The sequence below is a fragment of the Pelosinus propionicus DSM 13327 genome (assembly GCF_900114615.1).
Lineage (GTDB): Bacteria > Bacillota > Negativicutes > DSM-13327 > DSM-13327 > Pelosinus > Pelosinus propionicus.
Genome location: NZ_FOTS01000031.1, coordinates 1 through 26,193 on the forward strand (window position 1 = coordinate 1; position 26,193 = coordinate 26,193).

Annotated in this window: 23 protein-coding genes and 1 pseudogene; 12 read left to right on the plus strand and 12 right to left on the minus strand. The window is 39.3% G+C overall.

What is annotated here, in order from left to right:
• From BMZ99_RS16035 to BMZ99_RS16050, 4 genes and pseudogenes are all read right to left on the minus strand, one after another.
• A pseudogene (locus BMZ99_RS16035) lies at positions 1–189 on the minus strand (IS3-like element ISBsp3 family transposase); the annotation flags it as partial.
• A 153-nt stretch (positions 190–342) separates the two neighbouring features.
• The gene (locus BMZ99_RS16040) at positions 343–1,746 is read right to left on the minus strand and encodes a vWA domain-containing protein (RefSeq protein WP_090939426.1); all 1,404 of its coding nucleotides are present in this window, start codon (positions 1,744–1,746) and stop codon (positions 343–345) included.
• 6 nt (positions 1,747–1,752) lie between these two features.
• Positions 1,753–2,883, minus strand: coding sequence for an ATP-binding protein (locus tag BMZ99_RS16045; RefSeq protein WP_090939430.1), 1,131 nt, complete (start codon positions 2,881–2,883; stop codon positions 1,753–1,755).
• A gap of 12 nt (positions 2,884–2,895) precedes the next feature.
• Positions 2,896–3,705, minus strand: a complete 810-nt coding sequence (locus BMZ99_RS16050) for a hypothetical protein (RefSeq protein ID WP_090939433.1) — start codon at positions 3,703–3,705, stop codon at positions 2,896–2,898.
• 457 nt (positions 3,706–4,162) lie between these two features.
• On the opposite strand from BMZ99_RS16050, the gene abc-f reads away from it, so the two are divergent.
• Positions 4,163–5,641 (plus strand): ribosomal protection-like ABC-F family protein, encoded by a 1,479-nt coding sequence (gene abc-f / locus BMZ99_RS16055; protein ID WP_090939436.1) that lies wholly within the window; start codon positions 4,163–4,165, stop codon positions 5,639–5,641.
• 131 nt (positions 5,642–5,772) lie between these two features.
• Here the strand turns inward: abc-f and BMZ99_RS16060 are convergent, their stop codons facing one another.
• The 5 genes from BMZ99_RS16060 to BMZ99_RS16080 all read right to left on the minus strand — a co-directional run bounded on the left by BMZ99_RS16060 (position 5,773) and on the right by BMZ99_RS16080 (position 12,095).
• A complete protein-coding gene (locus BMZ99_RS16060) occupies positions 5,773–6,186 on the minus strand; it encodes a hypothetical protein (protein WP_090939439.1) in 414 nt (137 codons plus the stop codon).
• Between the two features lie 388 nt (positions 6,187–6,574).
• The gene (locus tag BMZ99_RS16065; protein ID WP_090939442.1) at positions 6,575–9,691 is read right to left on the minus strand and encodes an efflux RND transporter permease subunit; all 3,117 of its coding nucleotides are present in this window, start codon (positions 9,689–9,691) and stop codon (positions 6,575–6,577) included.
• The gene (locus BMZ99_RS16070; RefSeq protein ID WP_090939445.1) at positions 9,688–10,806 is read right to left on the minus strand and encodes an efflux RND transporter periplasmic adaptor subunit; all 1,119 of its coding nucleotides are present in this window, start codon (positions 10,804–10,806) and stop codon (positions 9,688–9,690) included. The genes BMZ99_RS16065 and BMZ99_RS16070 overlap by 4 nt, the downstream gene beginning before the upstream one ends.
• A 42-nt stretch (positions 10,807–10,848) precedes the next feature.
• Positions 10,849–11,394, minus strand: a complete 546-nt coding sequence (locus tag BMZ99_RS16075; RefSeq protein WP_090939448.1) for a TetR/AcrR family transcriptional regulator — start codon at positions 11,392–11,394, stop codon at positions 10,849–10,851.
• Positions 11,395–11,513: 119 nt separating this feature from the next.
• Positions 11,514–12,095: a TetR/AcrR family transcriptional regulator gene (locus BMZ99_RS16080; protein ID WP_090939451.1), complete on the minus strand. Its 582-nt coding sequence runs from the start codon at positions 12,093–12,095 to the stop codon at positions 11,514–11,516.
• Positions 12,096–12,516: 421 nt separating this feature from the next.
• Between BMZ99_RS16080 and BMZ99_RS16085 the strand changes: the two genes are divergently transcribed.
• Complete coding sequence (locus tag BMZ99_RS16085; protein WP_090939454.1) at positions 12,517–13,260, plus strand: DUF169 domain-containing protein; 744 nt, start codon at positions 12,517–12,519, stop codon at positions 13,258–13,260.
• 250 nt (positions 13,261–13,510) lie between these two features.
• Here BMZ99_RS16085 and scpB read toward each other — a convergent pair whose 3' ends face one another.
• The 3 genes from scpB to BMZ99_RS16100 form a co-directional block, all read right to left on the minus strand.
• Positions 13,511–14,290, minus strand: coding sequence for a methylmalonyl-CoA decarboxylase (gene scpB / locus BMZ99_RS16090; protein ID WP_090939457.1), 780 nt, complete (start codon positions 14,288–14,290; stop codon positions 13,511–13,513).
• Positions 14,291–14,669: 379 nt separating this feature from the next.
• Positions 14,670–15,008 (minus strand): hypothetical protein, encoded by a 339-nt coding sequence (locus tag BMZ99_RS16095; protein ID WP_090939459.1) that lies wholly within the window; start codon positions 15,006–15,008, stop codon positions 14,670–14,672.
• Positions 15,009–15,179: 171 nt separating this feature from the next.
• Positions 15,180–16,139, minus strand: coding sequence for a DMT family transporter (locus BMZ99_RS16100; RefSeq protein WP_090939462.1), 960 nt, complete (start codon positions 16,137–16,139; stop codon positions 15,180–15,182).
• 448 nt (positions 16,140–16,587) lie between these two features.
• Here BMZ99_RS16100 and BMZ99_RS16105 point away from each other — a divergent pair, with 448 nt between their 5' ends.
• The 10 genes from BMZ99_RS16105 to BMZ99_RS16150 all read left to right on the plus strand — a co-directional run bounded on the left by BMZ99_RS16105 (position 16,588) and on the right by BMZ99_RS16150 (position 26,187).
• The gene (locus BMZ99_RS16105) at positions 16,588–17,019 is read left to right on the plus strand and encodes a GNAT family N-acetyltransferase (protein ID WP_090939465.1); all 432 of its coding nucleotides are present in this window, start codon (positions 16,588–16,590) and stop codon (positions 17,017–17,019) included.
• A gap of 20 nt (positions 17,020–17,039) precedes the next feature.
• Entirely contained in the window at positions 17,040–17,432 is a 393-nt protein-coding gene (locus BMZ99_RS16110) for an EamA family transporter (protein ID WP_175490578.1), read from the plus strand.
• Positions 17,433–17,474: 42 nt separating this feature from the next.
• A complete protein-coding gene (locus tag BMZ99_RS16115; protein ID WP_245755010.1) occupies positions 17,475–17,621 on the plus strand; it encodes a GNAT family protein in 147 nt (48 codons plus the stop codon).
• A 32-nt stretch (positions 17,622–17,653) separates the two neighbouring features.
• Positions 17,654–18,151: a peptide deformylase gene (locus BMZ99_RS16120; RefSeq protein WP_090939472.1), complete on the plus strand. Its 498-nt coding sequence runs from the start codon at positions 17,654–17,656 to the stop codon at positions 18,149–18,151.
• Positions 18,152–18,564: 413 nt separating this feature from the next.
• Positions 18,565–20,538 carry a TonB-dependent copper receptor gene (locus BMZ99_RS16125; RefSeq protein ID WP_090939475.1) on the plus strand — a complete coding sequence of 658 codons (1,974 nt, stop codon included), beginning with the start codon at positions 18,565–18,567 and terminating at the stop codon, positions 20,536–20,538.
• Between the two features lie 308 nt (positions 20,539–20,846).
• On the plus strand, positions 20,847–21,314 hold the full coding sequence (locus BMZ99_RS16130; RefSeq protein WP_090939479.1) for a pyridoxamine 5'-phosphate oxidase family protein: 468 nt from the start codon (positions 20,847–20,849) through the stop codon (positions 21,312–21,314).
• Positions 21,315–21,677: 363 nt separating this feature from the next.
• Positions 21,678–23,282 (plus strand): ABC transporter substrate-binding protein, encoded by a 1,605-nt coding sequence (locus tag BMZ99_RS16135; RefSeq protein WP_090939482.1) that lies wholly within the window; start codon positions 21,678–21,680, stop codon positions 23,280–23,282.
• 88 nt (positions 23,283–23,370) lie between these two features.
• A complete protein-coding gene (locus tag BMZ99_RS16140; RefSeq protein WP_090939485.1) occupies positions 23,371–24,378 on the plus strand; it encodes an ABC transporter permease in 1,008 nt (335 codons plus the stop codon).
• Positions 24,371–25,237 carry an ABC transporter permease gene (locus BMZ99_RS16145; RefSeq protein ID WP_090939488.1) on the plus strand — a complete coding sequence of 289 codons (867 nt, stop codon included), beginning with the start codon at positions 24,371–24,373 and terminating at the stop codon, positions 25,235–25,237. The genes BMZ99_RS16140 and BMZ99_RS16145 overlap by 8 nt, the downstream gene beginning before the upstream one ends.
• A gap of 14 nt (positions 25,238–25,251) precedes the next feature.
• Entirely contained in the window at positions 25,252–26,187 is a 936-nt protein-coding gene (locus tag BMZ99_RS16150) for an ABC transporter ATP-binding protein (protein ID WP_090939490.1), read from the plus strand.
• The last annotated feature ends 6 nt before the right edge of the window (positions 26,188–26,193 follow it).

The window sequence follows — 26,193 nt, forward strand, 5'->3', positions numbered from 1 at the left end:
TCCTATAAGTTCAAGATTAAATCCATTTTCGATAAAAATTTGATTAGGTGTTTTTCCGGTTAAATACTCTCGAACAGCTTTAACTTTAAAATCAGTATGATAGGATATGGAACGGTCAGATACTTTAATCACATTCGAATTTTTCAGTAATAGGCTTTGCTCTAAATTGTTGTACAAGATCTTGCTCATTATTATCCTCCGAAAGATTTAATACTATTGATTATAAACTCAAAAATACCCCTTGTATTGGACTTTTTCTAAAATGTCCAATACAAGGGGCTCAGTTCAGCTGATACGTTGCGGGCTTTTTCAGTATTCAATTCTACTAACCTTTTGAAATGCTTATACATGCATTCGTTGCTGATTATTCATTGAATATCCTTCTCTTGGAACATCACGCATGTCAAATGTATTATCTTTTATTTCAATTGTATTGAGTTTTTTAACAGTTCCATAAGCTTCTTTTAATGAAAGAGTATCTCCTCTCCCTGAAAGAATCCATAATGTCTTATACCCCTGAGGTATTGAAAGAAGCTTATCTTCACCTTTGCCATCAGTAAAATACACTAATAAATTGATCTTTTTATTATTAGCATATTCAAAAACCGGGTTAAACTTAGTACTGCCTCTTACATTCATTCGATCCTTTATATCCTTGACGGATTTGATAGTATAAACACGTCTAATATCACTATCGCATTCTATAATCGTAATTTCATGATTAACATTTTTCACTATACTGAGCACTTCTTTAATAGCTTGATTAAATTCTTCATCACTAATGCTTCCGCTTATGTCAAGGGCAACAGCAATTTTTGCTTTATGACTATTAAGCTGTCCTCTTAAATCCAATCGATCAGGCTGCCTTCTATTTCTTCTTGTTATCGTCTTCTTTTTACTGCTTTCAACAGTTCCCATTAGCCTCTTAAGATACAAATTCCAAGGCAATTCAGACTTACTATTTTTAAGTGATGTGATCATACTTTCTAAATAAGCTGGAACAGTACCTTTTTGAGAATGATTAATAGACTTCTCCGTAAATTCTTTAAGTGTTTTTTCATCTAAATCACTAATGTCTTCCCAAATGTCATGGGTTTTTTCAGGATCGTAGTCAAGTTCTATGATTTCATCGTTATTACTATCATCTTCTACTGCATCTTCATCTTCTTCTAGTAAATCAATGGCAGTTTGAATTTCTTCTGCATAATATTCAAAGGACTCAAATGGCAAGAGTTTTAAAGAAAGATTTAAATTTACCCATTCTAAAGTTGTTGCATAGGGCGGCAAATGGTCTAAATATGTATTTACAACTACATCCATTGCCATATTAACAGCTAATGTTCCATATTTAGTCTTATATTCTTTTGCTCTTATTAGGTGCATAGATATGATATGGAGTATCTCGTGTTTAATTGTGCTTTCCATTTGTTTTATCGTAAGAGTTAAAAAAATGATGGGGTTAAAATAGATAACATATTTTGAACCTTTAAAATTGACGGCAGTTGGACTACTTATATCAAATCGTATTTCTCTAGACATTTGAAACAAAAAATATCCATAGAAATTATCTTTATCCTCCATAAGACTTAAAGTAACTTTATCTACAAGACTAAAAAACTCTTCTTTAAAATCATTTGGTATATGTATCTTAGAATTATTATCTTTGTTTTCTTTTAAAAATACAGTAATTATTTTATATGCTTCTTCATAAATCCCTTTTGCAAGGGTGTCAAAATAAGTTTCCATACATCATCACCTTATTGAACTATAAGCTTTAAAATAGGATTCTACAAACGCTTCATTTTCTATGGCATATTTGTACACCTCAGTATAGCTATTCTTTATATCCTTTATAATTCCTATCATTAAATCTACAGGATATATTTTTAAAAAATCAATCAATCTATCAATATAATAATTTGGGTTAGAATCATCGTTTTTTATAGTTGCTTCTAAGTTTTTAAGAATATTCTTTGCGGATAAATAGAGTCTTGTATGACTTTCGTTTTTCACTTTTTCTACAACAGATACGTGAAGAGAATTTCCAGAAAAAACATCTTCAAAAGATAGTAGTGAATGATAGTCTGATTCAACAAAACTAACAAACTCTTCTGCAATGAGTTTCCCTACATTTCCTCTTATCACATTTAAGAATACGGATCTTGGTATCGAATCCTTTTTCTTTCTATAAATCTTATAAATGCTAGATATTCTTTCATAGCTTCTTGGAGTTGCCCTAACATCATCTTCGTTTGTTTTGTGCAAGTATTCTGGAAAGGTTGAGATAAATTCTGTAACTTTTTGCTCAATTCCGGTATCGATTGCCCAATCTAACCACTGCATATAATCAGGTTCCATGTATAACCATACAAATCTGTTTTCTTGTGCTACATCCATATCTACAACTTGATAGTCGAAATCCGAGCCATATTTGCTGGAAGGATTCATGGCCGCTACTATTCTCACATCTGCATGCAGCTTATATCCATTAATTTCTCTATTTAATATTAGATTCATAAGTTCCTGCTGTACTGTATGTTCACAACGATTGATTTCATCGATAAATAGAAGAACTGTTTTTCCGTTCGATATTTCTTCATCAATTTCCCTTAGCTTATTATGAACTGTATTATATACTGTAGTTCTCTTTTCTTCTTTATCGCAATTATGATTCACTTTTGTATATGAATCTATAGTTGGAAGACCACCTATTTCACCTTCTTTAAGGAGATTCCCATCAATAACAATTAAACTCCAATGATTCATATTTGCAATTTCTTTGACTAAGGCTGTTTTCCCGATTCCGGTTTCCCCAACAATTAAAGGAACCTCTCCAGTAGCTAGCACTAAATCAACACTTTTTAATGTATCTATAAAATTCATTATATCTCCCACCTATTTTATCTTCAGCTTTTCATCTACCGTTATTTTTTTTGCTTTTTTACTTCCATAGTTATAAATAAACATGATTTTATCCATTGGCATAATATCACTATTTTTATCTATAATACTACAATTTAAATAGTCTCTAACATATTTTTCTTCAACATCTTCATTTGACAGTGCTTCCTTGACTACTTGTTCTAATTCATCAATCGAAATTTCTATATCTTGCATGACATATTTTATCACTAAAATATTTACTTTCAGAAATTCTAAGATTTTATTTTTATCTAAATCAGATATAAGGCGAATAGCCCTTTCGTCGTTCTTGACAGCGATAAGCTTTGCATTATGTGTAGGTAATTTTATATAGCGTAATGCATCGTAACTTATTGTTACTGCCTCTTCTTGCACACTTTCGCAAGGTTCTTTTATAAACTTTATTGAATCGTAATTTTTTCTGACCGCTAATAACTGCAATTCCTCACTTGGATGAGTTACATATTTTATAGCCCAGCCAGTCTGATTTATAGCTAGTTTGATTAACGCATCATTTGGATCTTTTATATACTCTAAGTTAATCCATCCATCATGTATAGCTTTTATCTTCATGTCTTCTGTAGGGTTATTTATAAATTGAATCGCTCGGCCATTATTATTAATAGCTATTTTTTGCATCTCTCTCGTTGGAGAATCGATATATTGTAATGCAAGTCCATTTTTTTTAATAGCTAATAATTTCATCTCGTCTGTAGGATGATCTATATATGCGATAGCATTGGGATTATCCTTTATCATTTCAATAAGCTTTGATTGTTCCATAATGGTACTTTACCTCTGTTATTATTTTTTATGTAATCATTGAGTATTTTTTAAGTGAATCTAAATAGTATAATTATACCACTGTATAAAAAAAGGAGCTATCAATGCTGCTGAAATAATACTTTGCAGCCGATCGCAAGTTCTGTTCCAGCAAGTCTCTTAACTTTTTCCCAATTTTTTCCTATTGAGCTTTAAAAAGAGGAATGATATAATATACACAAGTAAAACGATTGGAGTTGAAAAGATGATTATTCTTTCTTGCTAATTTTAGAAGCATAATAGAGTGGAGAGGTAACCCCCTCTTGTTTTATTGTGCCTATGCAAGAAAGATACAAATTCTTTTCACTCAAAATATAGATCTTTGTCATGTCTAATCTGGGCCTGGCTTTGCTGTATGTATGAGCTGCAAGAATGTACTTTCTTGCAGCTTAATGATTTTCATACAGGAGGGTCATTTATGTCTTTAATACACGTTACAAATCTGACCTTTGGTTATGATGACAGTTATGATAATATATTTGAAAAAGTGAATTTTCAAATTGATACCGATTGGAAGTTGGGTTTCGCAGGAAGAAATGGCAGAGGGAAAACTACATTTCTTAACTTATTGTTGGGAAAATACGAATATAGTGGCTCTATTTCAGCAAAAACGAACTTTGAATATTTTCCTTTCAAGGTGACAGAACCGAAAGATAATACGATCGATATAATTGAAAATATCTATCCAGACTATCTTCTTTGGCAGGTCATGCGTGAATTATCGCTGTTGCAGGTTTCAGACGATGTTTTATATCGTCCTTTTGAGACACTTTCAAATGGTGAACAGACAAAAGTATTGCTTGCCACCTTGTTTCTAAAAGAAAATAGATTTTTACTGATTGACGAACCGACAAATCATCTGGATATGCATGCAAGACAAATTGTCAGTGAATATCTAAATACCAAGCGGGGCTTTATTTTGGTATCTCACGATAGAGCGTTTCTGGATCATTGTATTGACCATATTCTGTCAATAAATAAGACACAGATTGATATCCAAAAAGGTAACTTTTCAACTTGGTGGGAAAACAAAAAAATGCAAGATAACTTTGAACTTGCAGAAAACGAGAAACTTCGCAAAGATATTATACGTTTACAAGCTGCTGCCAAGCGCACATCGGATTGGTCAGATCAAGTAGAAAAAACTAAGTTTGGAACGAAAGATTCAGGTTTAAGGCCGGATAGGGGGTATATAGGGCACAAATCTGCTAAGATGATGAAACGCTCTAAATCAATCGAAGCAAGACAGCGGTCAGCTATTGAAGAAAAATCCATGCTGCTTAAAAATATTGAAACTTCGGATAGACTGAAAATCTCGCAGACGGATTTTTACACAAACCGATTTGTGGAACTGCAAGATATTTCAATGTTCTATGGACAGAAAAAAGTTTGCGAGGGCGTACAATTCACGATTGAGCGAGGAGATCGAGTGGCGTTATATGGAAAAAATGGATCGGGTAAGTCGAGCCTGATTAAGTTGATTTGCGGAGAGGATATTTTTTATACAGGCACGATAAGAAAAGCAAGTCAGCTTATCATATCCTATGTTGCACAAAATGCCTCTCACCTTAACGGAAATTTAAGCGACTATTCCAGAGATCATAAGATTGATGAAAGTATTTTTAAGGCTATCTTACGAAAATTGGATTTTTCGCGCGTTCAATTGGAAAAAGATATATCTGATTTTAGTGATGGACAGAAGAAAAAAGTTTTACTCGCGAGAAGCCTTTGTGAAAAAGCCCATTTGCATGTTTGGGATGAACCACTTAACTTTATCGATGTTATATCACGCATGCAAATAGAAGAATTATTGCTTGAATATCGCCCAACGATTCTCTTTGTAGAACATGATAGTGAGTTTTGTAAAAATATTGCAACAAAGATAATCGAACTTTGAGCAAAGACCGCTCTTCGTTTATAGAAAAGAGAGAAACCTTCGTCCACGGTATGCAGTGGCGAAAGCTTCTCTCTTTTTTTCGATTCTAATTGAAGCAGTGTACTTGGAGTTCCCAAAAGACTGACAAGTCTTTATACGGGAACCTCCTGAGCCTGATGTGCGGTGATCCAGCTTTGACATTCACCAGGTGTGGCAGGAATGATTAAGACATTGTTGATATTAGGCATTTGATCAATTTGATTGAGAAGAACCGGGTTGGGATGAATAGCCAGTACGCTGCCGGTGTGGTCAATAGGAAAATTATTCTTGCTGGTCATAATTTTAAGTGTGACCGTACCGATTTTAAATTCAGCGGCAAGGATGGATTCTCGAATCTGAAATTGCTGCAGTTCCGTATCTTGTAGGGCGGCTTCCAGCGTATTTTTTTGTACACCAGCTAAGATGCCATGATGCGGGATATGATAAATACATTGCCGTGTCAGCCAGATTAGGCCAGCATTAATCGCTTGCGGATGAGAGTTGTTGTTAATATAATAATATTGCATATTCATTCCACCTCGTATAGTCTCATAAAAATTAACAGGACTTCTTCTAAAAAAAGTATACCAAGAACCATGAATATGTCAATAATTAAAGTTCAAATCGTGTTATGAAATGTAATTTGTGTAAATAAGACGAGTGATGAAGGGACAGATTATTGACATTTTCTTGATAGAAAATCTAATCGATCAATTTTGGCTATTATTTTAATAGGGTGTCCATATTGGGTGAAATTGATGTATCATTTAATGAAGACTACTTTTTATAATAGACATCAATCAATCCACTAGAAGCTGTGGATGATTGGTAAACGTGGTTTCGTTCCATAAGGCCTTGTTCAATAAAATCTATAATTTAATGGGATAAGAAATCTTATCTGTATTCTATCCCGGGTTATTGTGGAATTGATTTCTTGGCATCGTTCAGTGAATTATTTTTTGTAGTTGCATCTGGCTGTGCTTTGTACCAGGTAGCATACATAACAGGCAGCACTAGTAGTGTCAATAGGGTTGCTCCCAGCAAGCCGCCGCCAATGGCAACCGCCATGGGACCCCAAAAAGCACTGAATACCAGTGGAATCATAGCTAGGATAGCAGCTGAGGCCGTCAGCATTATAGGACGGAAGCGGAGGATGGTGGAATCTATAATGGCATCCCACAGTGACTCACCAGTCGCCAAATGCTGTTCAATCTGGTCAGTCAGAATGATCGAGTTGCGCATAATGATACCGGACAATGCCAGAATTCCCAATTGGACCACAAAACCCATGGGGCTTCCAGTAAGCAAGAGACTGACAGCTACTCCGATAATTCCAAGCGGGGCAGTTAAGAGGGTAAGCAGCATTTTCGGTATACTTTGCAGTTGCATCATAAGCAAAATCGTAATAATGAGCATCATGGCCGGAATAGGCTCCGCCAGAAATTTGCCACTTTTCATGCTTTCCTCCGTCGTACCGTCAAATTCTATACTGTAGCCTGCAGGCAGGCTGCTTCGTAATTCCTGGAGTTCATCGTAAACTTGTGTGGTTACGTCCGTACCAGTAAGGATGGATGAAGGATTTAGTTCTGCCTGAACAATGATCATGGGGAGGAGATTACGCCGATAGATTAAGCCTTCCTCGGCATCATAACGGATGGTGGCGATTTGGTCAAGTGGAACATATTTACCGTTGCCAATGTGAATGTTGAGGTCTTTTATGTGTTCAGGACTATTTCGGTCCTCTTCCGAAAACCGGAAAACCATACCTACGGTTTTATCGCGTTCACGGAATTCAGCAATGGACGCTCCAGACAGCTGTACTTGCAGCGATGCAGCCAAATCCTGGGAGCTGAGACCCAAAGCCCTTGCTTTTGCCTGGTCAACCTCCAGGTGCATTACTTTGCTTTTCTCATTCCAGTTGAGGTTTACATTTTGGGTAGCAGGGTGGGCAGCCATGATGGTGCGGACTTGTTCGGCGATTTGACGGATTCTTTCATGGTCTGGGCCTTTTACCCTCAGCATTACCGGATAATCAGCTGCCGGTCCGTTGAATAATATCTTGACATGTCCTTGAACGTCGGTGAATTCAGTATTTAGTAGTTGTTCAGTCTTTTGCGCCAGTTCGTTTCGGGCCTGGACATCCTTGGCCACTATAATAAATTCGGCGAAATTCGATTTATGGAATGTTGGCTCAAAACTTAGCACAAAGCGGGGAGCTCCTTCACCCACGTGATAGGTGTAGTAAGAAATATTCGGGTCACCGTCCAATTTATCGGCAAACTGGAGGGCCACTTTCTCCGTGTTGATGACGGATGCTCCTTCCTGTAATTTCAGCTGGACGATGACTTCTGGCCGGCTGGAGGCAGGGAAGAACTCCTGTTTTACCAATCCCAACAGAGCTATGGAACCGATAAATGCAGCGGCAGTAACGGCCAGTACCGTTTTGCGGTGATACATGCACCATAGTAAGATGCGTTTAAAGTGGCGATAGAACGAGGTATCATAGAGGTTGGGGTGCGCATGGGTTTTGACTGTTTGCTGTGTTGGTTTTATTTTAAGAAGCAAGTAGCCGAGCAGTGGCGTTACTGTTACGGCAGCCATCCAGGAAACAACAAGAGCAAAGAATACAACCCAGAAGAGAGTGATGCAAAACTCGGAGGCAGAACCCTTAGAAAAAGCGATGGGTATAAATCCGGCGCAGGTAACCAGCGTACCAGTCAGCATGGGAAACGCGGTGGCCTTATAAGCATAGCAGGCAGCATCAAAGCGGCTCCAGCCTTGCTCCAGCTTGACGATCATCATTTCAATAGCGATAATAGCATCATCGACCAACAGACCAAGTGCGATAATTAGAGCGCCCAGTGAGATACGCTGTAGGTCGATGCCTGTCAGATACATCAGAGTAAAAGTAATGGCGATAACTAGTGGTACAGTTAGCGCCACGACTACACCGGACCGAAAGCCAAGGCTGGCAAAGCTTACGATTAAGACGATGACGATGGCTTCGGCCAGAGATTTAACAAATTCGTCGATGGAGGATTCCACGACTTTTGGTTGATTGACAGTTTGATTGATTTCAAGGCCTGCGGGCAGCTCTTGTTTGATTTGGGAGAGAGCAGTATCGAGATTTTTACCCAGTGTCAAAATGTTTCCTCCAGGCTCCATAGCCAGCGAAATGCCGATGGCTGGCTGACCATTATAGAACATTTTCGGATCAGCCGGCTCGGCATAGGCGCGTGTTACCACGGCAATATCCCCCAGTTGAAAGGTGCGGCCACCAACCTGAATGGGCGTCGTTTGAACATCTTCCAGATTTTCAAACATGCCGCTAATTCGCAAATGCACATTGTCAGATGCCGTTTCCAACATGCCGGCAGCGACCATGGCATTCTGCTCCTGCAGGGCAGCTGTAATTATAGAAGGATCAATACCTAAGCGAGCTAGCTTGCTATTTTCTATTTCAATGTAGATTTGTTCTGTTTGTACCCCCAAGAGCTGGACTTTGCGTACACTGGGAATGCCCAGCAGAATGCGGCGAATTTTTTCGGATTTCTCCCGCATTTCTTCATAAGTGTAACCATCTCCGGTCAATGTGTAGACGACGCCGTATACTTCATCGAAGCGGTCATTAAAGTTAGGATCCAAAACGCCTGCAGGGAGGGCGCTCCTGATATCATTCACCATATTACGGGCTTCCAACCATCTGGCCCGGATTTCTTTAGGAGACACTTGCTCATTGAGATTGACATAAATCACCGTTTGCCCCGGTGTAGAGTAACTCTTGAGATAGTCAATCCCTGGAAGATCCTGTAGTTTTTTTTCAATTTTATCTGTGACCTGTTCTTCCATCTGGCGTGCAGTAGCTCCCGGCCATGCAACGCTGATAACCATTTGTTTAATGGTGAAATTAGGATCTTCCATGCGTCCCAAATTTCGGTAGGCGAAAATACCAGACAGAAAAAAGACAAAAACTAGGAAATAAATGAATTGTTTATGGTTTAGTGACCAGGCGGTAAGGTTAAAATTTATCACAGAGAATCACCGGTTATTTTTACCCGCTGTCCTTCTTTTAATTTATGAACACCGCCGCTGACAATCCGATCGCCAGGCTGCAGGCCGGCTAGCACCTGTATGGTGCCGCTGCCAAAAGAACCAGTCTTTATTGGGCGCAGTGCCAGGATATTGTCGTTCACAACCCATACGGCAGGTGTATCTCCTGTCTGGTATAATGCAGCCAGCGGAATGGAAAACATAGGCCTGATAGAACCTCCGTCTAAGGAAGCAGTGGCTGTCATGCCTAGCTTGACGGTTGGCGGCGGATTGATGAGGCTAATACGCACTTTGAAGGTACGGGTGCTTGGGTCGGCCATGGGAGACATTTCTCTCACCTTGCCGTCCAGTATCACATTAGGCAAGGCCCAGAACGTAACTTTGAGCTGTTCAGTGGTTTTTAATTCCTCCAGTCGATTTTCAGGGACATTGATTTCAATTTCCCTTTCACCGTCGAGGACAACGGTGACCACAAGCTGGCCGGCGCTGACAATCTGACCAGCTTCGGCGGTGATCGCCGAGACAACTCCGGTCTGATCGGCTACCAATAAGGTGTAATCCAGTTGGTTAGCGCCCTGCGCATACTGTGCCGTCGCCTGCTGTACAGCCGCCGCTGCTGTATCATAAGCATTGACATATTGGTCATACTGAGCGCGGCTGACGGCGCCGCTGTCCAGTAACTGCCGGTAGCGATTCAGGTTGCTTTCCGCTAGTCTAAGCTGTGACTGCGCAGAAAATACCTGGGCAGAACTGCTGCTTACCGTTTGCTGAATATCTTTGGCATCAATCTGCATCAGCACATCGCCGACAGTGACGACGCTGCCTAATTGCACATTGCGTTTGCTGATCTTGCCGGTGACCTGAAAGGCCAGCTGGCTTTCGTAGCGGCCGCGAACTTCTCCAGCATAGCCATAACCTCGTCCGGTATTGACTGCCTGGATGACCTGTGTGCGGACCACAGGAAGGATCTCGGGTTTTATTGTTGTTTCTGAAAAATATGTTTTTGCCATAGCACCTGCTAGTAGGCAGCCGACCGTTAAGGCAGTCAGCGCATAGTAATGTTTTCTTCGGTTGGAATTCAGTCCAATGTTAAACATCTGTATACTCCTTATTATCAAAATGTTTTCTGATGAAGAGAACTACGGTGCCTGTCGAACAATACCATACAGAAGAATTTCTACCAGTTCAGGCAGGGGTATAGGTGATTCTTGGGAAAATGGTTCCAGAAGCATCCCGTCAATCATCGCATGCAATAAGTTGATATCAATTGGGCGGAGTCGGCCAGTGTCGATATTCGCTTCAATAGCGGCGGAAATTCTTTGCCACTGGCTCTCACGGAGTTCCATGATTCTGACCCATTGTTCAGGGTAATACAGTTTTAAATCAGATAATGCGGTATGGCTGAAAATAGTGCATGATACCTGATATGTGCTAAATAAAGTACAAAGTTCATCGGCCAGTGAGAAGTGAGACAATTGGAGGGGCGCTTGTCTCACTTTGCTCAGTATGAAACTAACAAGTTGCTTGATTAACTCGGGTTTACTCTTGAAAGAGGCATACAGGTTGCTAAGAGGGACGGACAGGCGTATGGCCAACTGGTCCATCGTTAAGGCATTGCCAATAGTATTGAAAAGAATCAGGGATACGTTAAAGACTTGCTGACGGTTATCGGTGTGTTGTGACACAAAGTATTCCTCCTTGGATAGAGTAAAATGGACTAAAGGAATGAAAAAATAGCGGATTAATAATTTTCATTTTTATCATTGACTCAGGTCAATGAATGAGTAAAAAAAATGCGTAGTTCCTACGCAATCCCATAGCTGGTCAATGATATTTCAAATTTGCCTTCCTCGATTCCCAGAATACGTTCTAATAAGGATATGGCCATTTTAGCTTTGCTTGCAAAGACGTCAGGTGTATCTTGAAATAAAATAGCTTCCCATACGCAAGATAAGATATTCCAGAAAAAGGAAATCGCTTGTTGCTGGCAGACCACATGCATAGTTCCTTCCTCGTTTCCTTGCTGGATTATCTCAATAAGCAGCGGGTTAAAAATATCTTCAACTAAGGTTTTCCAGGACTTGTAGTATAAGTTAAGATGTTCTTCATCCCACAACCTTTTGAATAGAGTATTAGGCTCTTTAGGGAGAAATAGGCGTTCAATAAATAATTCCAGTTTGGGTAAGGCGTCAAGGTGGCTGCCTTCCAGCTTGAAAGAAGCGGCAATTTGCGTGCCCCAGCGGCTGCAAATTGCTTGTACTATGGCTTCTTTGGAAGGATAATAGTGGTAGAAAGTGCCTTTGGCTGCGCCAGCTTTTTTGGTAATATCAATAATCATTGTCTTTTGATAACCACTGGAGCGAAATAGTTCTAGTGCCGCATCCATTAGTTCAGTTCTACGGACTTCAGCTTCTTTTATGATTCTTGTAATAACAAGTACCTCCTAACTGGTATTTCCAGGACTATTATCAAACTGATACAGAAATACTCAAGTAATAGTTTTATAAATGACCTCGGTCAATTATAATTTTATATAAATAGTATTTGTATTGTCAAGAAAATAATTTTTGCTTGACAATAGAGTTATTAATTTTTTACAATAATATTGACCTGGGTCATTGGCTATTGTTATTTAAAGTTTCTGAAAAGCAGGGTTACCACTTAGGCAAAATTGCAATGAATCTCCTAACTTAACTTTTTTTTATTTTATTATTGACTTGGGTCAATTGATAAATATAGGGGGAGTGTACATCTACACAAGCTGTTGAGTTAATGCAAATGCCGATTACGAAAAGGAGGAAATCATTATGCAGAGTGAAATTGCACAGAGGTTAAAACTCAGGTATTCTCCGATTGCTATACTCTTTACCAACGAGAAACCGCAGGGGTCTCTGGAGTTTAAGGAAGGAAAATGGGGTTGTGTTGCAGCTATGTTAACCGCAGCTGCCAAAGGACGCCGGGCTGTTTTCAGTCGTAATACGTTTGGGTGTGAGGGAGGTGGCATCGGATTAGGATTATTAAATGAGTATTCAGAAGGCATGGAATACTTTCTATCTACAGGAAAAGCGGGATTAACTCCGGTAGAGGGAATACGTGAGCCGGAAGGTTTCAAAAAAACACCTGAGCTAGCAAAAGCTTGGATGGAGTCAGTTCCTAGCATTGATGTAGCAGAACAATACATTGTATTTAAGCCGCTTGCAGAAGTTGAGGACCAAGAAGAGCCGAAAGTGGTTGTTTTTTATGCCAATCCGGATCAATTAACTGCACTCGTTGTATTGGCCAATTATGGCCGACCTGGGCATGACAATGTTATTGCACCCTTTGGGGCAGGCTGCCAGACTGCCTGTTTATTTCCAGGGAGTGAGGCAGACGAAGAACGACCGCGGGCCGTTATTGGGATGACGGATATTTCGGTACGTCCTCGTATCGATGCCGATCTGCTGTCCTTTAGTATGCCGTATGCCATGTTTAAGGAGATGGAGGATAATGTACCAGGGAGTTTTCTTGATAGGCATGAATGGAAGCAAATTGCTGAACGGATTCCAGGTTAATAGAGCAGAGGAGTCTTTTGGTTTTAACAATAAAAGATCCGTAAGTGCGTAGGATAGATATATAGTTTTGCTAAAAACGTTTTAAGTATTTACAAAGAGAAGCTGCCCTATAAATTTATGGGCAGCTTCTTTCTAGTTAACATATATGGACAAGATAAAAACAATGAATTTATCACTGTGTCTTGTTGCTTAGAACGTAAGTCGTAGAAATATATTTCTTGGTAGAATATCACGGCTATCTGAAGAAAGCTTATTCACCTTTAAAATGTGCCGGGCGTTTTTCTAAAAATGCAGTAATTGCTTCTTCATAATCGTGGCTGTCATAGACCTTTCGCCGCATTCCTTGCACTCGCTCAAAGGCAGAAGGAGTAATAGAATATGCTTTTGATAAAACACGGAACTGCTCTTTAATCACCTCAATTGATAACATTGACCGAGTGCTGATTGTCGCAGCCAAATTTAATGTAAAAGAGAGAAGCTCTTCTTCTGCAACTAAATGATTGATGATGCCTACATTTAAAGCCCGATCTGCAGGTACTAATTCAGCAGTAAAAAACATCTCTTTAGCAATATTAATCGGTAAACGATTCATAAAATGTAAAATACCTGTAGAATTGTATGGAACCCCAAGCTTAGCAGGGGTCATGGCAAACTTAGCCGTCTTATCGGCGATTACCATGTCGCAAGTCATAATTAAGTCGCAAGCGCCACCATAGACACTGCCGTGTACCATAGCAATCACCGGACCAGGGTATTCTTCCACAGCCCGTAAAAGTACCTCAAGTGAATCGTAATAACTTAACGGATCTCTCATTTTTGACGGTAATTCTTTAACATCATGACCTGCTGACCATACCTTAGATCCTTCTGGAGCGCGCAAAATAATGATATGTATCTTCTGTTTTTGAAAATTATCAAGTGCTTCAATAATATCATCGACGAGTTGAGCACTTAATGCGTTTAGTTTCTGAGTATTGTTTAGCGTAATAATGCCTACTTTTTCTAAGAATTCTACCTTAACTAATGACATATTAATCCTCCTAAAATATAAATAACATATAAGATACTGTATTACTCAGATGCAACAAGGCTGTTAAGAAATTCTTTTAAAAGAATTTTTTCTAGAGATTGCTTCCTTCGAGTGTATTTAAAATACAGTATACCGAATACTGTAATCGTTATCTTTATTATATTCCTGTTCTACAAATAATTGAAATATTGAATAATCATGATATGATAACTATAGGTTATGATTGCAATACTGTTAGCGACACCGTTTTATAACAATAGTATTCGAATACTAAAGCTAAAATAAGCAAAGAAATCATTTTAAAATTAAAAACGCCTCACCCAAAGGTGAGACGTGTAAACTAACAATTAAGTAGCATCGCTCTAAAAGCAATAAATATTTAATTGTTAGATGAGCCAATTGCAATTCCGATTAAAAGGGCAGCAATTTCTCTTAGCGCATTGTTATGGCGTTTCTTTTCTCTTTCTTGTCGTTCATGCCAATCGCGCTCACTCTCGTGGTCACGTCGCTGCATTTCTCGATTATGCCGTTCGTTTTCTTCCCGCTCGCGTCTATCATGTTCACGCTGCTTTTCATCATTATTATGATCTCTACCATTTAGTTGTACGAACCCTTGGCCATTATGTAATGGTGAAGCCTCAATTACAGAAGCGCTAAAACCTATTTGCATCACACCTATCATTGAATAAATTGCTATTTTTTTAACCATGTTTTTCATATAGAACCACTCCCTTAATTTGTTAGCCTAATCATAACAGTAGAATGTTACAGCTATGTTACAGTTTTCCAAATTAAAGCTGGAAGTTCTTAACAATAAAATAGGATGAAGGTAAGTTGATTCTGTGGATAAACCTGTGAATAGTATGTGGATTTCTGTGGATAACTGTATCTATTTTCCCAATGTCGTCCCAGATATGGAGTTATTTAAATTCTGTATGTTGAGCGCTGCTGGTTTCACTTTATTTTGCGTTGTAAGCAGCACGCCTGCAATAGTAAGAGACATACCGATTAAATGATACGCTGAAATTTCTTCTCCATATAAAATTACAGAAATCCACAAGGCGTTCACAGGCATGAGATTAATATAAGCCGATGCTTTTGTTGCTCCAATGCGCTGCACACCCCAATTAAATAGTAGATATGCTATCACTGTGCTGAAGACTGCCAGGTATAATAGCTCTGCCTGTGTTTGATAAGAGACATGTATGACTTTACTCCATTGATCTTCTTTGATAATGGAAATGACCAGCAGCATCAGCGCGCCGATCATGGTTGATATAGCCGTCATTACACTTGTTCCTATAGTGCCTGTGACTTTTTTTACAATAAGCGTATAAATAACCCAGCTTGCGACTGCACCAAATAGATAGATTTCACCAATACCAATCGACATCTGAGCCAGCACACTAAAATCTCCTTTGCTGATCACTAAAGAAACTCCTAGTAAGGATATGGCCACCCCAGCCAGCGTACGCCAATTCCATGCCTCCCCCATAAAAAAACTGGCAATACAAGTTGTAAATACAGGATTAATGACAATAATCAAAGCCGCCGTTATCGCAGATGTGTATTGTAGACCTATGGCAAAAAAATAGTTATAAGAAAAAACACCTGTAGCGCCTAAAGCCAGCAGGCTGAAAAAGTTCTTTTTTATAGGCTGCCAGACAAGCTCTCGACGCCAGCAGCTCCATAGGCACATAAGCAATCCGGCAATAATAAATCTGATGGATGAGGTTGTCAACGGAGGTAATTCTGATAAGATATGTTTCGTCGTGCCAAATGCGCCACCCCAAAATAAAGGCACGAATAATAGAATAATATAAGTGCTGGTGGGACTCTGTTTTTGCATGTTGGGTTCTCCTTGTTCAGTAATAGTAGATACCTATTTTCTATTGATTTGCAATTATCGATTTCCTTTATTCTTAAGATTATAGCACAATATTGATAGAAGTATATTCTTGTGAAGTCAATAAATTAACCACAGCATTCTTATAATGGACTCGCCTAAATAATATGACCTGAGGTTTACCATGAAACATCAGGTTGTTTTTGCTTTGAGATGCGTAGTCTCCGTAAATAGGATAAACACCTGGCCACATGTCCTTCTAGTAGTGTATTAGTCTTGACAGGTATAATAATTTTTGATAGCATATGTTTACATTTTAATATAACGCTTGTATTTTTATCACCGGATAGAAATACGTTAAGGCATTCAGAATCAAACCGTAGGTACGGTGCAATTTATTGCATTATAAGGTTTGGTTTTGAATGCCTTATTTTTTTGAGGAGGAGATTCTATGTATAAAAAATTCAATTATCTATCGCCAGATGCTAAGAAAATTCGAGAAGAGGTATTTGTATTTGAACAAGGTTTTCAGAATGAATTTGATGAAATTGATAACTATGCGACACATTTAGTTTTTTATGAAAACAATATGTCCGTAGCTGTTTGCCGATACTATAAGGATAGAGAAAAAGATATTTATATTGTTGGTAGAATTGCGGTTTTAAAAGCTTATAGGGGAAATCGTTTTGGACAGCGTATTTTGGAAGTTTTAGAGAATAATATCGTATCCGAAGGCGGGAAGAAAATATCTTTATCGGCACAAGTCCGAGTGCAATCGTTTTATAAAAGATCAGGATATGTGGTCACGGGTGACATCTATATGGACGAAAATTGTCCCCATATCTGCATGGAAAAAAATTTAAACAAAGGTGATTGGAATTGAGATATTATTTTCCGTTAATCTTGATTATTATTTCTAATCTATTTTATCATAATGCAACTAAAAAAATTCCAGAGGATGCAAATGTGTGCTTATCCCTAGCTGTTACGTATGCAGTAAGTTTGGTAGGGGTTCTTTGCACGTATATCATTGCTGGAAATAATTTGGCAAAGGATATTCATAATATTAACTGGACAAGTTTTGTGTTAGGGATTTCTTTAATTGGAGTTGAATTTGGATACGTATTGATGTATCGATTTGGCTGGAAGATAAATACAGGATCTCTATTGGCAAATGTATGCGTTTCTTTATTTTTAATCTTGATTGGCGGTTTTCTTTACAAAGAGATTATTAATGTAAAGCAGATTGTAGGTATTGTTTTTTGCTTGATCGGTATTTTTTTAGTGAGCAGATAAAATCCCTGTCTCTCATCTGAAATTAATAATAGGAGGACCTATATGATAAAAGAATATGAGCAAAGGAAAATTGATGAGGTGATGAAACTATGGTTAGATACTAATATTAATGCGCATTATTTTATATCGGAAAAATATTGGGTTGATAACTATCAGGTTGTAAGAGAAAGATATCTGACGAGCAAATAGGTATAGACAGAATCTAAGGAGGTTGTTGGAAAATGACTGTACGTAAAATATTACTTTTAGGGAATGAATCTCTGTATAATGTTTCACGAGAAGTTACCGAAGATATGGATAAAAGATTTCAGGTAGTTAACGATTTACATGACACAATTATAAATTTCAGGGAGAAATATGGCTTTGGTAGGGCGATTGCTGCTCCTCAGATTGGAGAATTTCTAAGAATAATCTATATGAATTTTGATAATAAATCATATGCCCTAATGAATCCTAAATTGGAATTTGGAGAAGAACAGTTCCAAGTTTGGGATGACTGTATGAGCTTTCCTGGATTAGAAGTAAAGTTAAATCGATATAAAAAATGCAGAGTATCTTATAAGGATCTGCAATGGAATGATTGCTTTTTAGAATTTGAAGATGATTTGTCTGAACTAATTCAGCATGAATACGATCATTTAGATGGGATATTAGCAGTACAAAGAGCGATTGATAATAAGTCGTTTAGAATTAATCCCGAAAAATCAGGGTGTTATTAAGATATACGGATAAGCGAATACAGGCTGATTAATATAACTGAAGGCCAGGATTGTTCTTAGAGACACCTGGTCTTTATCTAGTTACCAATAAAAATGAGTGGTGAAAGAGTTAGCGGGTTATGTGTAAGAAGTCAATTGGCCAGAGCAGAGCGGTAAATGATATTTATAGTACTTATAGAGAATTAAGATAGTACTTTGGGATAGTACTTTGTCTAATTGTAAAGGGTTATAATTGATAATCGTAATCAATTAATTGCCTGTTAGCGACAGTAAGCGGATAAGATCATAAATCAGCTGGAAGTGCAGGTAAAAAAAACGGGCACTATCAGTTAAACCTAAGCATGATTTACCGCCCGCAAACAGGATGATGGAATTACCTTATACCAAAATTAGACAAGAATGGTGATGATCTGATGAAAAAAGTACGGACACTTGTCGTTTCTTCTTTGTTGTTACTTGCTGCCAATACACAGTCAGCATCAGCGGCAGAAGAAGAAGAAAAGACCATATTTACACTGGATGAGATCGTTGTTACCGCGCCAGCGGTCAGTAATCCCCTGATTGTAGAAACCGACCCTAAGTCACCACGGCAGCCAGTTCCAGCCGCTGATGGCGGCGGATACCTGAAAAGTATACCTGGATTTTCTGTTGCTCGGCAGGGTGGGACAGGCGGAGATCCAGTTTTCCGCGGACTGGGAGGAACACGGCTGAATGTTTTGTTGGATGGAACGTATCAGTTTGGCGCATGCCCTGGACGGATGGACCCGACTACTTCGTATGTTTTTCCCGAAACATATAGTAAAATTTCGATTTTGAAAGGGCCGGAGACGGTTAAATATGGTGGAGGAAACGTAGCCGGAACAGTATTGTTTGAACGGGAAACAGAAAGATTTGACAAGCCGGGAGTCCGGGTCAACAGCAGTGTGCTTATCGGCAGTGCCGGCCGTGATGATGAATTGCTGGACGTCACTGCCGGTGATACCAAAGGCTATGTGCGGGTCATCAAAACCAGGTCAAATTCTAATGATTATGAAGACGGAAATGGCACTAAGGTACATTCATTCTATACTCGGCAGAGCCTGACCGGTATTTTCGGCTGGACACCTGATGTTGATACTCTGTACGAATTTACAGTAGATACCAGTGATGCCGAAGCGGCATACGGTGGAAGATCCATGGATGGTCCGAAATTTGACCGTAATGATTATAACTTTAAATTCAGCAAGAAACATATATCCCCGGTAATTAGTAATTTTGAATTTAAAGTATTTCATAATTATGTGGATCATGTAATGGACAACTATTCTCTGCGGCCTGCAGGTACGATGCCCATGGCTATGGAAGTCGACCGGACAACAAACGGCGGACGTTTAGCAGCAGATTTAACTTTAGGAAAATCGACCACGGGAACAGTTGGAATTGATTATCAAAAAAATGAACATGCTGGACGAATGGCAATGGCAATGATGGGGACTCCTGTTTATAATACAGGTATGGTCCGAGATCTGACCTTTACTAACTATGGTTTGTTTGGTGAGTTGAAACGTCAATTGAAAAACAGCAGCCGGCTTCTTGCTGGACTCAGGACCGACAGCCTGGACGTAAAAAATGAAAAAACAGCAGAGGAAGATCATGACCGGACGTACGGTGCCTTTCTGCGTTATGAGCATGATCATGCGAACGCACCGATTACCTCCTATATTGGTATTGGTCATGCGCAAAGGCCAGCTGATTATTGGGAGCGGAGCATTAACTTTTATCTGAAGCCGGAAAAGAGCACTCAACTTGATACCGGACTTATTTATCGTTCGGGTAAACTTAGCACGAGCCTGTCATTGTTTTATGCTGATATTAAGGACTTTATCTTATTTAAAAATGCAAATAGCTCGACAACAAAGACAGCTCACAATGTTGATGCATCACTCTATGGCGGCGAAGTCGATTTGGCTTACCCGCTGAATAAGAACTGGACAGCAACTGCCTCTCTGGCCTATGTACGGGGGAATAATGATTCGGATGATAAACCCTTGGCTCAAATTCCACCGCTGGAAGGAACATTGGGAATCAAATACAGTCATGAGAAGATAGAGGCCGGCTTGCTGTGGCGCGGAGTTCAGGCACAAACCCGCTATGATTTAAACAGCGGAAGTGAAATCGGTTATGACCTTGGTGCAAGCAGCGGATTTGGTATCCTTTCTGCCAATGTGGCCTATAAAGCTAGTAAAGCGATTACGGTAGCAGCTGGTGTGGATAATATCTTTGACAAGAATTATGCAGAATTTATCAGCCGATCCGGAGCTGCAATTCCTGCACTGGGTATCGCTTCTTCCTTTAGAGTAAATGAACCTGGCCGTACCATTTGGGTAAAAGCAAGCTATAATTATTAATTAGCTCCGCGGTCTTAGTGCTTTACAAACTCGCCTGCTGATAGCAAGTATTGTATTGCTAGTAAAATAATGCTCATAATATAGCAGGATTAATGATAAAGAGAAGCTGCCATAATAAATTTATGGAAAGCTTCTCTTTTAGTTGACATACCGATAAAATAAAGGTAATTTAGATCTATTGTTTTTATTGGGCAAGGAACTTGTCCCGCTATTCCTTTTACACATACAATCTGTCGGCGAATGGGTATGGTGCGATATGATGTGTAATAGCTGGTTTCTGGGCGATACAACACGAAGGAGAAGATATTATGTTTATTGAAATGCGACAAAAGAAAAAAAGTATGTCAGAAGAGGATACGATTAAGGTGCTGATGGAAACAGAGTTTGGGTCATTAGCTTGTATTTGTGCAAATGGATTTCCGTATGTAGTACCGCTAAATTTTGTTTATGAAAACGGTGCGATTTATTTTCATTCTGCCCATACTGGACACAAAATTGATAATATCAAAAATAACGCTAAAGTCAGTTTTTCTGCTGTGAGTTATATTAATTTAGTACCTAAGAATTTTGATACTGAATATGACAGTGCTGTTATATTTGGAACAGCGGTTGAAATTACCGATGAAATAGAAAAACGCCAGGCGCTGGTGTCTTTAATCAAAAAGTACTCAAATGAGTATTTTGAAAAAGGTATGGCTTATATAACCAAAAGTATGCATACTGCTGCCGTTTACAAAATAGAAATTGAACATATGACGGGAAAGCGAGGACGATAGAAACGAATGGCTACGATAGGACGGAAAGTTCGATATAGCGGTTCCGTTTTCCTGGTAAAGGGACTTCGTGGGTTTGGACAAGCCATCTTTACAGAAGTACTATTAGCTGTTATAATCTAGTATAAAAATAAAATTGTGGAAATTTTATAAATATGGCAGAAGTCATATTCTAATTTTTAGTAAAGTAATACATAAATATATAGATTAAAACTGTGGTATGAAACCATTGGGGAAAAGTTTTCCCTGGTTTTCTGCTGCTTTTTTTTTGCAGAAAACAGAAAATATGGAGTAAACAACCGGAAGTTCTCACCTTGCATGTATTAAATAATGGATAACGTAAAAAATATAATGTTGGAGGAAAGCATGAGAAATAAAAGAATTTTAGCGATATGTTTAATAGTAATTTTCTTATTTGCTTTAGTTGGCTGTGGTAAGACAGGTAAAAATGATGCTGGGACGGCGACAAAAGACAGTGTGGTAATCGCCATGGATGCTGAATCAGAGCCTGCTGCTGGATTCGATCCGATTATGGGCTGGGCTGCCGGTGAGCACACACATGATCCATTAATCCAAAGTACCTTATTAATTACAAAAGATGATATTACTATTGGTTATGACCTGGCAAAAGAGTACACGATTTCGCCGGATGGTCTCACATGGACTTTTAAAATTCGTTCGGATGTGAAATTTACAGATGGTGTGCCACTTACGGCAAAAGACGTGGCTTTTACCTATAATAATGCTATGAAGCAGGCGACCGACACAGATTTGTCTATGCTAAAATCGGTGGAAGCCATTGATGATACGACCGCGGTTTTTCATTTTAACACACCTTATTCAGCATTTGCTTACACGGCAGCTGTTGTAGGTATTGTTCCTGAACATGCATATAATGCAGCGACTTATGGTAAAAATCCGATTGGTTCCGGTCGGTATATTCTCAAACAATGGGATAAAGGGCAGCAGGTAATTTTAGAAGCCAATCCGAATTATTATGGTGAAAAACCAGCAATCAAGAAAGTTTCAATTGTATTTATGTCGGAGGATGCTTCCTACGCGGCGGCTCAAGGCGGACAAGTCGATGTAGCCTATACAGCGCCATCTTATACGGTTAACCCAGTTAAAGGATATAAGATCCTTTCGTTTAACACTGAAGATATTCGCGGCCTGAATCTCCCCACTGTTCCTGCTGGGAATAAGACACCTGCCAAGAAAAATGGAGAAAGTTACCCCGCTGGCAACAATGTTACTTCACAGCTAGCGATTCGCCAGGCAATTGCTTTGGCGATTGACCGGGAGGCTATCGTCAAGAATGTTCTAAACGGCTATGGTTCAGTGGCTTATAGTGACAGCGTTAATGAGCCTTGGGAAAATGAGGCTATGAAAGTCGCGTTTGATCCTGCAAAAGCAAAATCAATTTTAGAAGCAGATGGCTGGAGATTAAGCGCAGATGGTATTTATGAAAAACAGGGCTTAACAGCCGAGTTTGATCTTCTCTATATTTCCTCAAACTCTGTTCGAACAGGAATTGCTATGGCTGTGAAGGAGATGCTGCAACAAGTAGGAATAAAAGTAAATCCTATAGGATCAAGCTGGGATAAAATTGCAACGTTATGTTATGAGACACCTCATGTCTTTGGTGCTGGATCTCATTCTCCTACTGGAGTTAGGAGCCATTACTATACTGGTAAAAACTATGCTTTTTATTCCAATAAAACTGTAGATAGATACATTGATGAAGCATTAGCAGCTACTTCTGTAGAAGCATCATATCCACTATGGAAAAAAGCGCAATGGGATGGTGCTGTCGGTGTTACTCCTCAAGCTGACTCACCTTGGGTGTGGCTGGTAGAAATAAAACATATCTATTTTGCCAAAGAAAATCTGAATGTAATTGATAAGAAAATTCATCCTCATGGTTATGGCTGGACAATTGTGAATAATGTCCACCAATGGTCTTGGAAGTAGTCAATAGATTAACAAGTTATTTCTGTTCTATGGTATAGAAAAAAATTCTATACCATAGGCTTATTCTTTTTAAAATGAGGTATTTCTTGTGGATATAGGGCGATATTCCGGCATTTTAAAATATGTCGTAAAAAGTATAATCAAAATAATTTCATTGTTAATTGCCGTAAGTATTCTTTCTTTTGTCCTGGTTTCAGCATCGCCTGTAGATCCAGTTCGTGCCTACATCGGCGAAGTGGGGATGGCCAATATGAGTGTGGAAAACCTGGCTAAGCTCGAAGCGTATTTTGGCATAAATACACCGCCAATCGAAAGGTACTGGAATTGGTTTACGGGTTTTGTTCAAGGAGATATGGGATCATCGCTGCTTTACCGTCAGCCTGTTGCCAGTGTTATTCATGTGAAATTTATGAATTCAATGGTTCTCATGACCACGGCATGGATTTTTTCGGGTTTATTAGGATTCCTATTTGGGATTATAGCTGGATTATATCGCGGTCGATGGATTGATAAAGCAATTAAGGGCTATTCGTTACTAATTGCCAGTATGCCTACCTTTTGGCTAGCATTGGTGTTAGTAATGATTTTTTCCGTATGGCTGCAGATTTTGCCTATTGGATTGAGCGTGCCAATTGGGGTAAATGCTGCAGAAGTCTCAATTTTGGACAGCATAAAGCATTTAATTTTGCCTGCTTTAACGTTGAGTGTAATTGGAATTGCCAACATTACTCTGCACACCAGAGAAAAAATGATAGATATTATGGGAGAAGATTACATTCTTTTTGCCAAAGCGCGGGGGAAAAGTAATTTATCGATTATCCGGCATCATGCCCTGCGTAATATTCTGCTGCCAGCTATAACCTTGCAGTTTGCATCCATCAGTGAAATTTTCGGCGGTTCTGTACTGGTGGAACAAGTTTTTTCCTATCCAGGTTTAGGGAAGGCGGCTGTTTCTGCTGGTTTAAGCGGAGATGCACCTCTTTTACTTGGTATTGCAGTGATCAGCGCAGCACTAGTGTTTTTTGGTAATTTAGTTGCCAATCTTTTATATGGGATTGTTGACCCTAGAATAAGGCGGGGAAGCGCATATGAATAATACAGGTTCTATAACTGTTTTGCAGAAATATAAAAGAAAACAATTGAATCAACGAAGTCAGACCCTGATGTATATCGCTTCTGGAAGTATCTTTTTATTGGCAATTACGGTAATTGGTACTTTAGTGGGAGATATAGCGATAACAACGAACTTTACCCAAAAAAACTTCTTGCCGCACATGGCTCATCCCTTCGGTACCGACTGGCTAGGCAGGGATATGCTCGCACGTACCTTAAAAGGGATGTCCATCAGCATTTATATTGGACTTTTTGCTTCGGTTATCAGTGCTGTTATAGCAGCCGTTTTAGGAGCGGCAGCCGCAACGTTAGGAAAAAAGGTAGATGCCGTCATAACCTGGTTCATCGACTTAGTGATGGGTATTCCTCATCTTTTACTGCTAATTTTAATTTCCTATGCTTTAGGGAGAGGTACATTTGGCGTTGTTGTCGCTGTTGCCATAAGCCACTGGCCCGTTTTGACTAGAATCATCCGGGGAGAAATTCTTCAGCTAAAAGAAGCAAATTATATAAAAATTGCTGAAAAGCTAGGGCAAAGCAAAATGAAAATCGTAGTGAAACATATGATTCCTCATGTATTTCCGCAATTTCTAGTCGGATTAGTGCTGCTTTTTCCTCATGCCATATTGCATGAGGCTGCTCTTACCTTTCTCGGTTTTGGCCTGCCGCCAGAACAACCCGGTATTGGCATCATTTTATCAGAAAGTATGAAGTATTTATCACTGGGGATGTGGTGGCTGGCACTTTTCCCTGGAATGGTCTTGATGACTACCGTTTTGCTTTTTGATGTAGTCGGAGGAAGTTTGCGCAAAATGATTGATCCCCATAGTGCCCAGGAGTAAGGAGGTAGGAAGCGTTGACCTGCATGAATCATAAACACATATTGCAGATAAAGAACCTGTCTGTTACTTTTACGCAATATGAGCAAGGATTGCGTAAAACTGATTTAAGAGTTATCCGAAATTTAAATGTTTCCGTAGGTGAGGGAGAGCTTGTTGCTGTGGTAGGGTCCAGTGGATCGGGGAAGAGTCTGCTCGCTCATGCGATCTTAGGAATATTGCCGCAAAACTGTGATGCTGAGGGTAATATTTGGTTTCAGGAAGAATTATTATCACCAGAACGTATTAAGGAGCTGCGCGGCAAAAAAATCGTTTTAGTTCCGCAGAGCGTGAACTATCTTGATCCTTTAGAAAAGGTTGGCAAGCAGGTGCGGAAAGAACAAAACGAAAAAAGTCTTCGCAGAAAACAAGAAGAGTTGTTCGATTTTTATAAACTGCCACAAAAAACCGCTGATCTGTACCCTTTTGAACTATCAGGCGGCATGGCACGAAGGGTTCTTCTCACTACCGCGATGATGGAAAGTCCGCGCTTAATCATAGCCGATGAACCTACGCCCGGTCTTCATTTAGAAGCAGCTAAAAAAGCCATGAGTCATTTTCGTGAATTTGCTGATAAAGGGAATGGTGTTCTTCTCATCACTCATGATATTGAATTAGCGTTAGAAGTAGCTGATCGAATTGCTGTTTTTTATGCAGGAACCACCGTGGAAGAGGCACCAGTAGCAGACTTTCAATCAGTGGATACCCTTCGCCACCCTTACACGAAAGCTTTGTGGCGAGCTTTGCCTCAACATGGGTTTCATCCTTTTCCGGGAAATCAGCCATATGCAAAAGATATGCCGAATGGTTGCCCTTTTGGTCCGCGGTGTCCTCAGCTTACGTCCGAATGTGAAGGAAATATCCAGGAACAGACGATACGTTTCGGAAGGGTTCGCTGTATCCATGCAAAGTGAGGAGTA